The organism is Pseudomonas sp. JV241A (assembly GCF_900275665.1).
Lineage (GTDB): Bacteria > Pseudomonadota > Gammaproteobacteria > Pseudomonadales > Pseudomonadaceae > Aquipseudomonas > Aquipseudomonas wadenswilerensis.
Genome location: NZ_OPYO01000002.1, coordinates 126,427 through 140,565, shown reverse-complemented (window position 1 = coordinate 140,565; position 14,139 = coordinate 126,427). Strand labels below are relative to the sequence as shown.

The 14,139-nt window shown below is 62.9% G+C and carries 14 protein-coding genes; 7 read left to right on the top strand and 7 right to left on the bottom strand.

Annotation, left to right across the window (positions count from 1 at the left end; genetic code table 11):
* Nucleotides 1-31 precede the first annotated feature (31 nt).
* Nucleotides 32-754, top strand: coding sequence for a monofunctional biosynthetic peptidoglycan transglycosylase (gene mtgA / locus JV241A_RS00710; protein ID WP_038999656.1), 723 nt, complete (start codon nt 32-34; stop codon nt 752-754).
* Between the two features lie 61 nt (nt 755-815).
* On the opposite strand, the gene JV241A_RS00705 is transcribed toward mtgA, so the two are convergent.
* From JV241A_RS00705 to ftsY, 5 genes are all read right to left on the bottom strand, one after another.
* Nucleotides 816-1,325 (bottom strand): DUF1993 domain-containing protein, encoded by a 510-nt coding sequence (locus JV241A_RS00705; protein ID WP_028943901.1) that lies wholly within the window; start codon nt 1,323-1,325, stop codon nt 816-818.
* 80 nt (nt 1,326-1,405) lie between these two features.
* Nucleotides 1,406-2,260, bottom strand: a complete 855-nt coding sequence (rpoH, locus tag JV241A_RS00700; RefSeq protein ID WP_115089405.1) for an RNA polymerase sigma factor RpoH — start codon at nt 2,258-2,260, stop codon at nt 1,406-1,408.
* A gap of 112 nt (nt 2,261-2,372) precedes the next feature.
* Entirely contained in the window at nt 2,373-3,401 is a 1,029-nt protein-coding gene (gene ftsX / locus JV241A_RS00695) for a permease-like cell division protein FtsX (RefSeq protein WP_115089406.1), read from the bottom strand.
* On the bottom strand, nt 3,398-4,069 hold the full coding sequence (ftsE, locus tag JV241A_RS00690; RefSeq protein WP_065757980.1) for a cell division ATP-binding protein FtsE: 672 nt from the start codon (nt 4,067-4,069) through the stop codon (nt 3,398-3,400). Before ftsE ends, ftsX begins: the two co-directional genes overlap by 4 nt.
* Complete coding sequence (gene ftsY, locus JV241A_RS00685) at nt 4,066-5,565, bottom strand: signal recognition particle-docking protein FtsY (RefSeq protein ID WP_134061196.1); 1,500 nt, start codon at nt 5,563-5,565, stop codon at nt 4,066-4,068. The genes ftsE and ftsY overlap by 4 nt, the downstream gene beginning before the upstream one ends.
* A 230-nt stretch (nt 5,566-5,795) precedes the next feature.
* Here ftsY and JV241A_RS00680 point away from each other — a divergent pair, with 230 nt between their 5' ends.
* The 4 genes from JV241A_RS00680 to JV241A_RS00665 all read left to right on the top strand — a co-directional run bounded on the left by JV241A_RS00680 (nt 5,796) and on the right by JV241A_RS00665 (nt 10,310).
* A complete protein-coding gene (locus tag JV241A_RS00680) occupies nt 5,796-7,151 on the top strand; it encodes a pitrilysin family protein (RefSeq protein WP_115089409.1) in 1,356 nt (451 codons plus the stop codon).
* Entirely contained in the window at nt 7,144-8,643 is a 1,500-nt protein-coding gene (locus JV241A_RS00675; RefSeq protein WP_134061195.1) for a pitrilysin family protein, read from the top strand. The genes JV241A_RS00680 and JV241A_RS00675 overlap by 8 nt, the downstream gene beginning before the upstream one ends.
* Entirely contained in the window at nt 8,643-9,236 is a 594-nt protein-coding gene (rsmD, locus tag JV241A_RS00670; protein WP_115089411.1) for a 16S rRNA (guanine(966)-N(2))-methyltransferase RsmD, read from the top strand. Before JV241A_RS00675 ends, rsmD begins: the two co-directional genes overlap by 1 nt.
* A 72-nt stretch (nt 9,237-9,308) precedes the next feature.
* Entirely contained in the window at nt 9,309-10,310 is a 1,002-nt protein-coding gene (locus JV241A_RS00665; RefSeq protein ID WP_115089412.1) for a hydrolase, read from the top strand.
* Between the two features lie 108 nt (nt 10,311-10,418).
* Here the strand turns inward: JV241A_RS00665 and JV241A_RS00660 are convergent, their stop codons facing one another.
* The gene (locus JV241A_RS00660) at nt 10,419-11,273 is read right to left on the bottom strand and encodes a sulfurtransferase (RefSeq protein ID WP_115089413.1); all 855 of its coding nucleotides are present in this window, start codon (nt 11,271-11,273) and stop codon (nt 10,419-10,421) included.
* A gap of 39 nt (nt 11,274-11,312) precedes the next feature.
* A complete protein-coding gene (locus JV241A_RS00655) occupies nt 11,313-11,978 on the bottom strand; it encodes a TetR/AcrR family transcriptional regulator (RefSeq protein ID WP_115089523.1) in 666 nt (221 codons plus the stop codon).
* A gap of 150 nt (nt 11,979-12,128) precedes the next feature.
* On the opposite strand from JV241A_RS00655, the gene JV241A_RS00650 reads away from it, so the two are divergent.
* Nucleotides 12,129-13,562 (top strand): coniferyl aldehyde dehydrogenase, encoded by a 1,434-nt coding sequence (locus JV241A_RS00650; RefSeq protein ID WP_115089414.1) that lies wholly within the window; start codon nt 12,129-12,131, stop codon nt 13,560-13,562.
* A 25-nt stretch (nt 13,563-13,587) separates the two neighbouring features.
* The gene (locus JV241A_RS00645) at nt 13,588-14,121 is read left to right on the top strand and encodes a twin-arginine translocation pathway signal protein (RefSeq protein ID WP_134061194.1); all 534 of its coding nucleotides are present in this window, start codon (nt 13,588-13,590) and stop codon (nt 14,119-14,121) included.
* Nucleotides 14,122-14,139 lie beyond the last annotated feature (18 nt).

Here is a 14,139-nt window from a genome sequence, read left to right as displayed (position 1 = left end):
CCGCTCCATCGGTTCGGCCAAGCCATCACCTATGCTGTCTTCCATTTTCCGCCGTCTCACCCGTGCCCTGTTGTGGTTCGCCGCTGGCAGCGCCCTGCTGGTGCTGGTGTTTCGCTGGGTGCCGCCGCCAGGTACCGCGCTGATGGTCGAGCGCAAGGTCGAGTCCTGGTTCAACGGCCAGCCGATCGACCTGCAACGGGACTGGGAGCCGTGGGAGCAGATCTCCGATGAGCTCAAGCTGGCGGTGATCGCCGGCGAAGACCAGAAGTTCGCCTACCACTGGGGCTTTGACTTCAATGCCATCCAGGCGGCGCTGGCCCATAACGAACGCGGTGGCAGTATCCGCGGCGCCAGCACCCTGAGCCAGCAAGTGGCCAAGAACCAGTTCCTCTGGGCTGGCCGTAGCTGGCTGCGCAAGGGCCTGGAAGCCTGGTTCACCGCGTTGATCGAGCTGCTGTGGTCGAAAGAGCGGATTCTTGAGGTCTATCTCAACAGCGCTGAATGGGGTGAAGGCGTGTTTGGCGCGCAGGCCGCAGCGCGGCACCACTTTGGCGTCGATGCCCGTCAACTATCGCGCCAACAGGCCAGCCTGCTGGCCGCAGTGCTGCCCAGCCCGTTGAACTGGAGTGCCAGCCGGCCAAGCACTTATGTGGCGCGACGTGCCGGCTGGATTCGCCAGCAGATGCGCCAGCTGGGCGGTAGTGGTTATCTGGCGCAGCTGGACAGCCCGCGCCGGGCGCCCTGGAGCCAATAAAAAACCCGGCAAAGCGCACACTTTGCCGGGTTTTTTATTGGCTGATTACTGGGTAACCGCCTTAGAACGCGCCCATATAGTCACGTTTGCCCACTTCGACACCGTTGTGACGCAGGATTGCGTAAGTGGTGGTGACGTGGAAGAAGAACTGTGGCAGGCCGTAGGTCAGCAAATAAGCCTGGCCACTGAAGCGCTTCTCTTTCGGCGTGCCCGGACGGGTCACGATTTCGATGCCTTCCTTGCCGTCGATCTGCGCCGGCGCAACGCCGTCCAGGAAAGCCAGAACCTTACTGATCAGCGCTTGCAGTTCAGCAAAGGTGGTTTCGCTGTCATCGTATTTCGGCAACTCGACCTCAGCCAGGCGCGCCGATACACCCTTGGCGAAATCAACAGCGATCTGCACCTGGCGAACCAGTGGAAACATATCCGGATACAGGCGAGCCTGGAGGAAGACGCTCGGATCAATGTTTTTCGCCGTGGCGTGAGCTTCGGCCTTGTTCAGAACATCACTCAAGGCGTTGAGCATTTGCTTGAAAACAGGAACAGAAGCGGCGTACAAGGAAATGGTCATAACAGTCTCGACAGGGGTGGCGGAGAATCATGAAAAAGCCCCGACACGTCGGGGCTTTTTGGTTATTGCCGTATCGCGAATCAGACTGCGATCAAGGCTTTGACCTTGTTCATCGCATTCTTTTCCAGCTGGCGAATCCGCTCGGCAGACACGCTGTATTTCTCGGCCAGGTCATGCAAGGTGGCCTTTTCCTCGGCCAGCCAGCGCTGGTAGAGGATGTCACGGCTGCGATCATCCAGGCCCTGCAGGGCTTCGTGCAGGTTGCTGGTGGAGTTGTCACTCCAGTCGGCATCCTCCAGTTGACGCGCCGGGTCGTAACGGTGGTCTTCCAGGTAGTTGGCCGGCGACTGGAATGCACTGTCGTCGTCGGCTTCACTGGCCGGGTCGAAGGCCATGTCCTGACCGGTCAGGCGGCTCTCCATCTCACGCACTTCACGCGGCTCGACACCCAGGCTTTCGGCGACACGATGGACTTCATCGTTGTTCAGCCAGGCCAGGCGTTTTTTCTGGCTGCGCAGGTTGAAGAACAGCTTGCGCTGAGCCTTGGTGGTAGCGACCTTGACGATGCGCCAGTTACGCAGGATGAACTCGTGAATCTCGGCCTTGATCCAGTGCACCGCAAAGGACACCAGACGCACACCCATTTCCGGGTTGAAACGCTTGACCGCTTTCATCAGGCCAACGTTACCTTCCTGGATCAGGTCGGCCTGGGCCAGCCCGTAGCCGGAATAGCTGCGAGCAATGTGTACAACAAAACGCAGGTGGGCGAGCACCATCTGCCGAGCCGCCCCAAGATCCTGCTCATAGTAGAGACTCTCGGCCAGTTCACGCTCCCGCTCGGGCGTCAGCAATGGAATGCTGTTGACCGTGTGCACATAGGCTTCCAGGTTTGCGCCGGGAACCAGGGCATAGGCAGGTTGCAACGAAGTGGTCATACGAAAAAACCTCCGACTCACTAAACTCGTGCCATAGGCACTGCCAACATTGACCGGAAACCGCGAAACAAGTTCCCTAAAAATGAAAAGAGTCAATACCAGCAAAAAGACACTATCGCGGTGCAAGCTCGCTCAAGTGGCGGGCGACCGCAATCCAAGCACCGATATACCCTAACAATACCGCTCCAAGCAAGAGGGATAGACCATCGGCTGACGGAACCCCGGCCAGGGCAAAATCACTGCCGTACAGTCCGGAGAGCCCGATTACCGCGTCGTTCAGCCAGTTCAGGCCAAACGCCAGCACGCCCCAGGCCAACACCCCGGCACCCAGGCCATACAAGGCGCCCATGTACAGGAAAGGCCGGCGCACATAGCTGTCGGTACCACCGACCAGCTTGATTACCTCGATCTCGGTACGGCGGTTCTCGATGTGCAGGCGAATTGTGTTACCAATTACCAAAAGCAGTGCCGATACCAGCAAAACCGTCAGGCCGAAGACAAAGCGGTCACCCAGCTTGAGAATCGCCGCCAGCCGCTCGACCCAAACCAGGTCGAGCTGCGCCGCTTCGACCTTGGGCAGCTCCGCCAGGCGCTGACGCAGGGCTTCCAGCGCCGGCTTGTCGACTTCCGCCGGGGTTACCACCACCACGCCAGGCAGCGGGTTCTCCGGCAATTCACGCAGGGCTTCGCCCAGGCCGGACTGCTGCTGGAACTCATTGAGGGCCTGCTCGCGGCTGACATACTCAGCCTCGGCAACCCCGGGCAAACCCTTGATCTGCTCACGCAGGGCTTCGCCTTCGTGGCTGCTGGCATCGAGCTTCAGGTACAGGGAAATCTGTGCCGCGCGCTGCCAGGAGCCACCCAGGCGTTCGACGTTGCTCAGGAGCAACGACAGGCCCATGGGCAGGCTCAGGGCCACCGCCATCACCAGGCAGGTAAAGAAGCTGCCGATCGGCTGCTTGCCCAGGCGCCGCAGGCTGTCGAGCAGGCTCGAACGGTGGCTTTCCAGCCAGGCATGCAGCAGGGTACGAAAATCCGGGCCGTCATCATCGTGACCGCCACGTTTGTTTTTTTCCGGTGCAGCATCCGCCGCCTTGGGTGCTACTCGCTCGGAAACCTTGGGACTACGTGTCGCACTCATTGCCCGGCCTCCCCGTCGCCGATCAAGCGGCCGCGCTGCAGGGTCAGCATGCGATGGCGCATGCGCGCGATCAGCGCCAGGTCGTGACTGGCGATCAGCACGCTGGTACCCAGGCGGTTGATATCTTCGAATACACCCATGATCTCCGCAGCCAGGCGCGGGTCGAGGTTACCGGTAGGTTCGTCCGCCAGCAGCAAGGCCGGGCGGTGGACAATAGCGCGGGCAATGCCGACGCGCTGTTGCTGGCCGGTGGACAGGTCGCCGGGGTACAGCTCGGCTTTGTCTGACAGGGCCACGCGTTCCAGCGCCGAGTCGACCCGCTTGGCCACTTCGACCTTGGACAGGCCGAGGATCTGCAGCGGCAGGGCGACGTTGTTGAATACGGTACGGTCGAACAGCAGCTGGTGGTTCTGGAACACCACGCCGATCTGCCGGCGCAGGAACGGGATCTGCGCGTTGCTGATCTGCCCCAGGTCCTGCCCGGCCAGCAGCAGCTTGCCGCTGGTGGGACGTTCCATGGCCAGCAACAGGCGCAGCAAGGTACTTTTGCCGGCGCCGGAATGGCCGGTAACGAACAGGAATTCGCCCCGACGCACCCGAAAACTCAACTCATGCAGGCCAACGTGACCATTGGGGTAGCGCTTGGCGACCTGTTCGAATCGAATCATGGATGCTCCCGCTCGGCAAACAGTGCTTTCACGAAGGGTTCGGCTTCGAAGGTGCGCAAATCGTCAATCCCTTCGCCCACGCCAATATAGCGGATCGGCAGGCCGAACTGCTTGGCCAGGGCAAAGATCACCCCACCCTTGGCGGTGCCGTCGAGCTTGGTCAGGGCCAGGCCGGTCAGTTCGACGCTCTGGTTAAAGTGCTTGGCCTGGTTGATGGCGTTCTGGCCGGTACCGGCGTCGAGCACCAGCAGCACCTCGTGGGGTGCGTCGGCATCGAGTTTGCCGATCACCCGACGGACCTTCTTCAGCTCTTCCATCAGGTTGTCTTTGGTGTGCAGGCGACCGGCGGTGTCGGCGATCAATACATCGATATTACGGGCCTTGGCGGCCTGCACGGCATCGAAGATCACCGAAGCCGAATCGGCGCCGGTGTGCTGGGCGATGACCGGGATCTGGTTGCGCTCGCCCCAGACCTGCAGTTGCTCGACCGCAGCAGCGCGGAAGGTGTCACCGGCGGCGAGCATGACCTTCTTGCCTTCGAGCTGCAGCTTCTTCGCCAGCTTGCCGATGGTGGTGGTCTTGCCGGCGCCGTTGACGCCGACCACAAGGATCACGAACGGCTTGCTCTGGTTATGAATGCGCAGCGGCTGCTCGACCGGCTTGAGCAGGTCGGCCAGCTCGCCTTGCAGCGACTTGTACAGCGCATCGCTGTCGGCCAGCTGCTTGCGCGCGACCTTCTGGGTCAGGCTCTGGACGATCACCGAAGTGGCTTCGACGCCGACGTCGGCGGTCAGCAGGCGGGTTTCGATTTCATCCAGCAGGTCGTCATCGATGGCTTTCTTGCCGAGGAACAGGCTGGCCATGCCCTCGCCGATGCTGGCGCTGGTCTTCGACAGGCCCTGCTTGAGGCGGGAGAAAAAGCCACTTTTGCTCTCTTCGCTACGCACTGGAGCGGCTGATTCGGCAACCGGGGCAGCCACTTCCACGGCAGCGGCCACGGGTACAGGCTCGGGCTCAGGTGCGACGACTGGCGCAGGCACGACAACAGGCTCAGGTGCAATGACGACGGGCTCAGGCGCAACTACAACCGGCTCAGGCTCAGGCTCGATGACCGGCATGGGAGCGGGATGCGCACGCTCGGGAATCGGCGGCGGGGTATGCGACTCAAGGTCGGCAACCAGGGCCACCGGCTCTTCAGGCACAGGCAGGACAAGGCCGACGGAAGGCGCGGGCTGAACTTCGACCGGCACGGCAACTGGAGCGACATGCACGGCTTCTGGCACAGCAACAGGTGCAGGTGCAGGTGCAGCCTCGACCGGTGCAACGGCAGCCGCAACCTCGGCAGGCAACGCAGCAGGTTGCTCCGCTTCAATCGGTGCAGGGGCTTGCGGCTGTTCAGCTACGGGTTGCTGGGGCTTTTTGCGCAACCAGCCGAACAGGCCTTTCTTTTCACCAGCCGCGGCCGGCGTCTTTTTGTCGTCGTTGGAACCAAACATGGAAGACGGCTATCTCAGGGTAGCGATGCGCCACTGCGGCGCCTCGTAAATTCTTTTAACGCAGAACAGTCTACTTTTAATCCGGCTCGTTCTTGCGCAGCATTTTGTCATCAAGCCTACGGGCTGGATCCACGACAGGCATGGTCCTCAGGCAACCGGATCAGTATCCTAGCACCTCCAAGCCCGCTGACGCTAAGACCACGCGGGCAGTCCTACAGGTTAAACAACGTATGAATGCTCTAGCCCGCCGCGCCGCTGGCCTGTTGCTCAGCACAGTTTGTCTGCCGTTCGCGGCCTTCGCCGCCGATACGCAACCCACTCACGAGTTCATTCTCGACAACGGCCTGAAAGTGGTCGTGCGCGAGGACCACCGGGCGCCGGTGGTGGTCTCGCAAATCTGGTACAAGGTCGGATCGACCTATGAATCCCCCGGCCAGACCGGCCTTTCCCATGCCCTGGAACACATGATGTTCAAGGGCAGCGAGAAGCTCGGCCCCGGCGAAGCCTCGCGCATCCTGCGCGACCTGGGCGCCGAAGAGAACGCCTTTACCAGCGACGATTACACCGCCTATTACCAGGTGCTGGCCCGCGACCGCCTGCCGGTAGCGCTTGAGCTCGAAGCCGACCGCATGGCCAGCCTGCGTCTGCCGGCCGACGAGTTCAGCCGCGAAATCGAGGTCATCAAGGAAGAACGCCGCCTGCGCACCGACGACCAGCCCAATGCCAAGGCCTTCGAGCTGTTCAGCGCCATGGCCTTCCCAGCCAGCAGCTACCGCACCCCGACCATAGGCTGGATGGCTGACCTTGACCGTATGAAGGTCGAGGAGCTGCGTCACTGGTACGAATCCTGGTACGTGCCGAACAACGCCACCCTGGTGGTGGTCGGCGATGTCACTGTCGAGGAGGTCAAGGGCCTGGCCCAGCGCTTCTTCGGCGCCATCCCGAAACGCGCGGTGCCACCGGCCAAGCTGCCGCTGGAGCTGGCTGAGCCTGGCCTGCGGGAAACCACCCTGCATGTACAAACCCAGCTGCCGAGCCTGATCTACGGCTTCAACGCCCCCGGCCTCGCCACTGCCAAGGACCCCCGCACCGTGCACGCCCTGCGGCTGATCTCGGCACTGCTCGACGGCGGTTACAGCGCACGCCTGCCGAGCCGCCTGGAGCGTGGCCAGGAGCTGGTCTCCGGTGCTTCCTCCAGCTACAACGCATTTACCCGCGGCGACAGCCTGTTCCTGATCTCGGCCACGCCGAACCTGCAGAAACACAAAACCCTGGCCGACGTCGAAGCCGGTATCTGGAAGCTGCTCGACGAGCTCAAGACCACCCCGCCTTCGGCTGAAGAGCTTGAGCGCGTACGTGCCCAGGTCATCGCCGGGCTGGTCTACGACCGTGACTCCATCAGCAGCCAGGCCACCGCCATTGGCCAGTTGGAAACCGTCGGCCTGTCGTGGAAGCTGATCGACAGCGAGCTGGACGAGCTGAAAAGCGTGACCCCGGCAGACATCCAGAGCGCCGCCCGCACCTACTTCACCCGTGAACGCCTGAGCGTTGCCCATGTACTGCCCGAGGAGAACGCTCATGAGTGAACGCAGCGCACCCCGCTACACCCTGATCGGCCTGGGCCTGCTGTTGCTGCTGGGCCTGCTGGCTTTCTTCCTGGCCAAGCCGGCGCAATCGGATAACGCCGCGCAACCGGCCACCAACACCGCCGCCAAGGCGGCCAACACCTTGCAATCGCTGGCTGAGCTGGACGGCAAGGCGCCAAGCCGCCGACAGTTGAACATCCAGACCTGGAATACCGCCGAAGGCGCCCGTGTGCTGTTCGTCGAAGCCCGCGAGCTGCCGATGTTCGACCTGCGCCTGACCTTCGCCGCCGGCAGCAGCCAGGACGGCGATGCCCCGGGCCTGGCGACCCTGACCAACGCCATGCTTAACGAAGGCGTAGCCGGCAAGAGCGTCACCGCCATCGCCGAAGGCTTCGAAGGCCTGGGCGCCGACTTTGGCAATGGCGCCTACCGCGACATGGCCGTGGCTTCGCTGCGCAGCCTGAGCGCCGCCGACAAGCGCGAGCCGGCGCTGAAGCTGTTCGCTGAAGTGGTCGGCAAACCAACCTTCCCGCAGGACGCCCTGGCACGCATCAAGAACCAGATGCAGGCCGGCTTCGAGTACCAGAAGCAGAACCCTGGCAAACTGGCCGGTATCGAGCTGTTCGAGCGCCTGTACGGCACCCACCCTTATGCCCACCCGAGTGACGGCACAGCCAAGAGCATCCCGCCGATTACCCTGGAGCAACTGCGCGCCTTCCACGCCAAGGCCTATGCCGCCGGCAACACAGTCATCGCCCTGGTCGGTGATTTGAGCCGCAGCGAAGCCGAAGCCATTGCCGCGCAAGTTTCCTCTGCCCTGCCAAAAGGCCCGGCACTGGCCAAGGTTGAACAGCCTAGCGAGCCCAAAGCTGGCACCACGCACCTCGATTTCCCGTCCAAGCAGACCCACCTGATGCTCGCTCAACTGGGCATCGACCGTAACGATCCGGACTACGCTGCGCTTTCGCTCGGCAACCAGATCCTCGGCGGCGGCACCTTTGGTACCCGCCTGATGAGCGAAGTGCGCGAGAAGCGCGGCCTGACCTACGGCGTGTACTCGGTGTTCAGCCCGATGCAGGTGCGGGGCCCATTCATGATCAACCTGCAGACCCGTGCCGAGCTCAGCGAGGGCACCCTCAAGCTGGTTCAGGACATCCTCGCCGACTACCTCAAGAGCGGCCCGACCCAGCAAGAGCTGGACGATGCCAAGCGCGAACTGGCCGGCAGCTTCCCGCTGTCCAATGCCAGCAACGCCAGTATCGTCGGCCAGTTGGGCGCCATCGGCTTCTACCACCTGCCGCTGACCTGGCTGGAAGACTACATGCAGCAATCCCAGGCGCTGACCACCGAACAGGTCAAGACCGCGCTGAACAAACACCTGGCCGCTGACAAGATGGTCATCGTCACCGCCGGGCCAAGCGTGCCGCAAAAACCACTGCCGCCGCCCACTGACAAACCCGCCGAGCAACCGCTTGGCGTACCGGAGCATTAATGGCCAGTCCATCCGCAAAATCGGCCAAGCCGCACCACGGCCAGGGCCAGCTGCGCATCATTGCCGGCGAATGGCGCAGCCGGCGCCTCGGCTTCCCTGACGCGCCGGGCCTGCGGCCGACCCCGGACCGGGTCCGCGAGACCCTGTTCAACTGGCTCGCCCCGCACATCGAAGGGGCAAAAGTGCTCGACGCCTACACCGGTAGCGGCGCGCTGTACCTCGAAGCGCTGTCCCGTGGCGCAGGCGAGTCCGTGGCCCTGGACAGCAACCCGGCGGCCATCGCCAGCTTGCGGCAGAACCTGGAAACCCTGCGTTGCCCACGCGGCCAGGTGATCCAGACCGACGCCCAGCGCTACCTGCAGGGCGAGCCGAAGCTGGCCTTCGACCTGGTGTTCCTCGATCCGCCGTTCAACCAGGGCTTGCTGCCCACCACCTGCGCCCTGCTTGAAGAGCGTCAGTGGCTGGCCGAGAACGCCTGGATCTACACCGAGAGCGAAACCCCGCCATCGACCCTGCAGCTGCCCGGCAACTGGCGCCTGCACCGGGAGAAGAAAGCCGGCCAGGTGTATTACGCACTCTGGCAACGCGGCTGATTCACAGCAGGAAGGCGCAACGGGCGTTACACTTCAAGACAACCGTTGCGCTTTTCTACCGAGATACCTCCGATGTCATCTGCCCCGTCCAGCCCCTTCAAACCCGCCCTGGGGCTGGGCAATCCGCATATGCAGACGCTATGGGGACCGTTGTGGCGTAAATCAGCGGCCCTGAGCCGCCAGCGCGAACGTTTGTGGCTCGCTGATGGCGATTTTCTCGACCTCGACTGGCACGGCCCCCATGAAGCGACAACGCCAGTGGTGCTGGTGCTGCACGGGCTCACCGGCTCCTCCAGCTCACCTTACGTGATTGGCATGCAACAGGCCCTGGCCGACCGTGGCTGGGCCAGCGTGGCGTTGAACTGGCGCGGCTGCTCGGGCGAGCCCAACCTGCTGCCACGCAGCTACCATTCCGGCGCCAGCGAAGACCTGGCTGAAACTATCAACCATCTGCGTGCGCAACGGCCTCAAGCGCCGCTGTATGCGGTGGGCTACTCGCTGGGTGGCAACGTGCTGCTCAAGCACCTGGGTGAAGCCGGTTCGACCAGCCAGTTGCAGGCGGCGGTAGCGGTATCGGTGCCATTTCGTCTGGACCAGTGTGCCGACCGCATCGGCCTGGGCTTTTCCCGGGTGTACCAGGCGCACTTCATGCGCGCCATGCTCGCTTATGTGAAAGACAAGCAGCGCCACTTCCAGCATCACGGGCACCATGAAGGGCTGGCTGTATTGGAGCGCCTGGGATCGCTGGAAAACCTGCGTACATTCTGGGATTTCGATGGTCGGGTGACCGCGCCGCTCAATGGCTTTGCTGACGCCAAGGACTATTACCGGCGCGCATCGAGCCGGTACTTTTTGGGCGAGAACCGTACGCCAACGCTGATCATCCACTCCAGCGATGACCCGTTCGTGTTTGCCCACAGCCTGCCAGGGGCCAATGAGCTGGCGGCGCAGACCACCTTCGAGCTGCACACGCGTGGCGGGCATGTGGGGTTTGTCGATGGCAGTGTGCGCAACCCGGGGTACTACCTGGAACGGCGGATTCCGCAGTGGCTGGCGATAAATCGAGCTGACTGAAAAGCTTCGCCGGCAAAGCCGGCTCCCACAGGATTTGTGGTGTTGCACAGTTCTGTGGGAGCCGGCCTTGCCGGCGAAAGGCTGCATTGCAGCCCAACAAGGGCTTACTCAGTCGCCGGTGGCCACCGCCCGCTTGGGATCGGTAATCCACTCACTCCACGAGCCCGCATACAACTTGCCCAGCGGATACCCCGCCAGCGCCAGGGCAAACAGGTTGTGGCAAGCCGTCACGCCGGAGCCACAGTAAGCCACCAACTGCTCTGGCGAACGCTTGCCCAGTTTCTCGGCAAAACGCTGCTTGAGCTGCTCGGCCGGCAAAAACCGTCCATCCGCCCCCAGGTTGTCGGTAAATGCCGCGCACTGCGCGCCTGGGATGTGCCCGGCGACCGGGTCGATGGGTTCGACCTCGCCACGAAAACGCGGCAAGCCACGGGCATCGATCAGGGTCAGCTCGGGCTTGCCCAGGCGCTCGCCCAGCTGCGCGGCATCCAGCACCAGGCTGTCGTCCGGCTCACCGCTGAAGGTGCCTTCACGTTTGGCTGGCGGGTCGAGGCTCAACGGCAGCCCGGCCGCGTGCCAGGCTTTGAGGCCGCCATCCAGGATCGATACGCCGCTGCGCTTGCCTAGCCAGGCCAGCAGCCACCAGGCCCGGGCTGCGAAGGCGCCCGGGCCGTCATCGTAAAGAACGATCGCACTGTCATTGTCGATGCCCCAGGCCCGCAGCCGCTCGACCAGCTGCTCTGGCTCCGGCAACGGATGACGCCCGGTCACGCCCTTAATGATTGGCCCGCTGAGGTCGCGTTCCAGGTCGGCAAAATACGCTCCGGCGATATGCCCCTCGGCGTAACTGCGCTGACCATAATCGATGTCTTCCAGGGCAAAACGGCAATCGAGAATCACCAGCGCCGGCGCCTCCAGGCGTTCGGCCAATTGCTGGGCGGTGATCAGTTGCGCGAGGGGCATGACAGTCTCCTGAACGATTGAACGGATAAGGCCCGGGCGTTATTGCTCCAGCGCCTGGTTAAGCGAAACGTAGAATTCCTGGCACAAGGCATCCACCGCGGGGCGCGCCTTGGCGGTGACGAAGCCGAGCTCCAGCACCAGTACCTGATAGACACCGCGCTTGAAGGCTTCTTCACTCAGGTGCGCGGAATTTTCGCGAGTGGTGCAGAGAAAGCGCACCCAGGAAGTGAGGATGATCCAGGCATTGAGGGTCAGCGACTCGATCTGCACGGTATCCATCTCGACGATGCCGGCCTCGACAAAGCCCCGGTAGATCGCCTGGCCCTGTAGCAGGCAGCGCTGGGAAAAACGCCGGTATCGGGCGGCCAGCTCCTTGTCGCTGTCGAGCAGGTGCTCCAGGTCGCGGTGCAAAAAACGGTAGTTCCACATCGCCGCCAGCAGCGCCTTGAGGTAGAAGCGCTTGTCTTCCACCGTGGCCAGACGCCCTTGCGGCGGGCGCAGGAAGCTTTCCACCAGCTCTTCATACTGAGTGAAGAGCACAGCGATGATTTCCTGCTTGTTGGCGAAGTGGTAGTACAGGTTGCCGGGCGAAATCTCCATGTGCGCGGCAATGTGGTTGGTGCTGACACTACGCTCGCCCTGCTGGTTGAACAGCTCCAGGCTGTTCTGCACGATGCGCTCGCGGGTCTTGATACGCGGGGCCATGATCAATTCCAGGCGTTGAGCTTGAATGAATAGGTCCATCTTACGGTGTATCCACACCGGTATGTACCTGCAGACGCTGTGAAAAACAGTCGCACAGCACACATATTAGAGTATATGCTCTAGAAAACCTGCCTTGCCGTGGAGTTTCGCATGCTCGCCGACGCTACCCGCTCCCTGCCGCTCACTGAATTCGACGCCCTCGACGCGCTGTTTGCCAAGCAGCGCCAGGCCTTTGCCGATAACCCCCGGCCCACGGCTGCACAACGCCTGCAATGGCTCAAGAGCTTGCGCACTGCGCTTCTCGGCCAGCAGGACGCCCTGATCGCAGCGATCAACGAGGACTTTTCCGGGCGTAGCGCCGACGAAACACTGCTGGCTGAACTGATGCCGAGCATCCAGGGCCTGCGCCATGCTGAAAAACATCTCAAGCAGTGGATGAAAGCCTCGAAACGCAAGGTCGGCCTGGCCTTCCAGCCAGCCAGCGCCGAGGTGCAGTACCAGCCGCTGGGCGTGGTCGGCATCATCGTGCCGTGGAACTACCCGCTGTTTCTCGCCATCGGCCCGCTGACCTGCGCCCTGGCCGCCGGCAACCGGGTGATGCTCAAGCTCAGCGAAGCCACACCGGCCACCGGCCTGCTGCTCCAGCAATTGCTCGACAAGGTATTCCCCGAAGATCTGGTCAGCGTGGTGCTGGGTGAAGCCGACGTTGCCCAGGCCTTCTCGCGCCTGCCGTTCGATCACCTGCTGTTTACCGGTGCCACCAGTGTCGGCCGCCAGGTGATGCTCGCCGCCGCGCAAAACCTCACCCCGGTAACCCTGGAGCTGGGCGGCAAATCGCCGGCCATTGTCTCTTCCAGCGTGCCACTGGCCGACGCCGCCGAACGCATCGCCTTCGGCAAGACCCTCAATGCCGGCCAGACCTGCGTGGCACCCGACTACGTGCTGGTGCCACGCGAGCGCTTGGACGATTTCGCCAGTGCCTACCAGAACGTGGTGCGGCGCTTTTATCCGACCCTGGCCAACAACCGGGACTACAGCGCGATCATCAACCCACGCCACCTGGCCCGCCTGGAGAGCTACCTGGAAGATGCGCGTAACAAGGGCGCCGAGATCATTGATCTGTATCCCGAAGAGCCGCGCCAGGGGCGCCGTCTGCCACCGCACCTGCTGCTGAAGGTCAGCGACGAGATGCGCGTGATGCAGGACGAGATCTTCGGCCCGCTGCTGCCGCTGGTGCCCTACGACAACCTCGACCAGGCGCTGGCCTACATCAATCAGCGCCCGCGCCCGCTGGCGCTGTACTACTTCGGCTACGAACGCAGCGAACAGCAACGGGTACTGGAGCAGACCCACTCCGGTGGCGTGTGCCTCAACGACACCCTGCTGCACGTCGCCCAGGACGACCTGCCGTTCGGCGGTATCGGCCCATCGGGCATGGGCCATTACCACGGTCATGAGGGCTTCCTGACCTTCAGCAAGGCCAAGGCGGTGTTCGCCAAGCAGCGCTTGAATGCCGCGCGGCTGATCTACCCGCCCTACGGCAAGGCGCTGCTGAAGCTGGTGTACAAACTGTTCATTCGCTGAAAAACCATCTTCGGGCCTGATAACAATGACCACAAGCCTGCCTGTAAACCCCGCGCTGAGCCGGCGCGGGCTGCTCAAGCTCAGCCTCGGCGCCAGCGCTTTTCTCGCCACTGCCGGGCTGGGTGCCAGCCTCAGCGGCTGCTCGGCGCAAACACCGGCCAGCGGCTTCACTGCCCTGCGCCAGAACGACCTGCCGATTGTTCAGGCCCTGATTCCGGTAGTTCTGGCCGGCACCAAGGCGGCGGACAACCGCGAAGCCTTGCTACGCAGGCTGGACAACAAGCTCGCTGCCCTGTCGCCGGCCATGCTCAAGCTGACCCGGCAGCTGTTCGACGTGCTTGCCATGGCGGTCACCCGCGGGCCGTTGACCGGCATCTGGGGCAGTTGGGACAACGCCAGCAGCGCGCAGATCGAAGCCTTTCTGCAACGCTGGCAGGACAGCTCGCTGAACCTGCTGCGCATGGGCCACGCCTCGCTGCTGCAACTGCTGCACATGGCCTGGTACGAACTGCCTGAATCCTGGGCCCATTGCGGCTACCCGGGGCCACCCAAGGTCTGATCCCCCCATAACGACAAG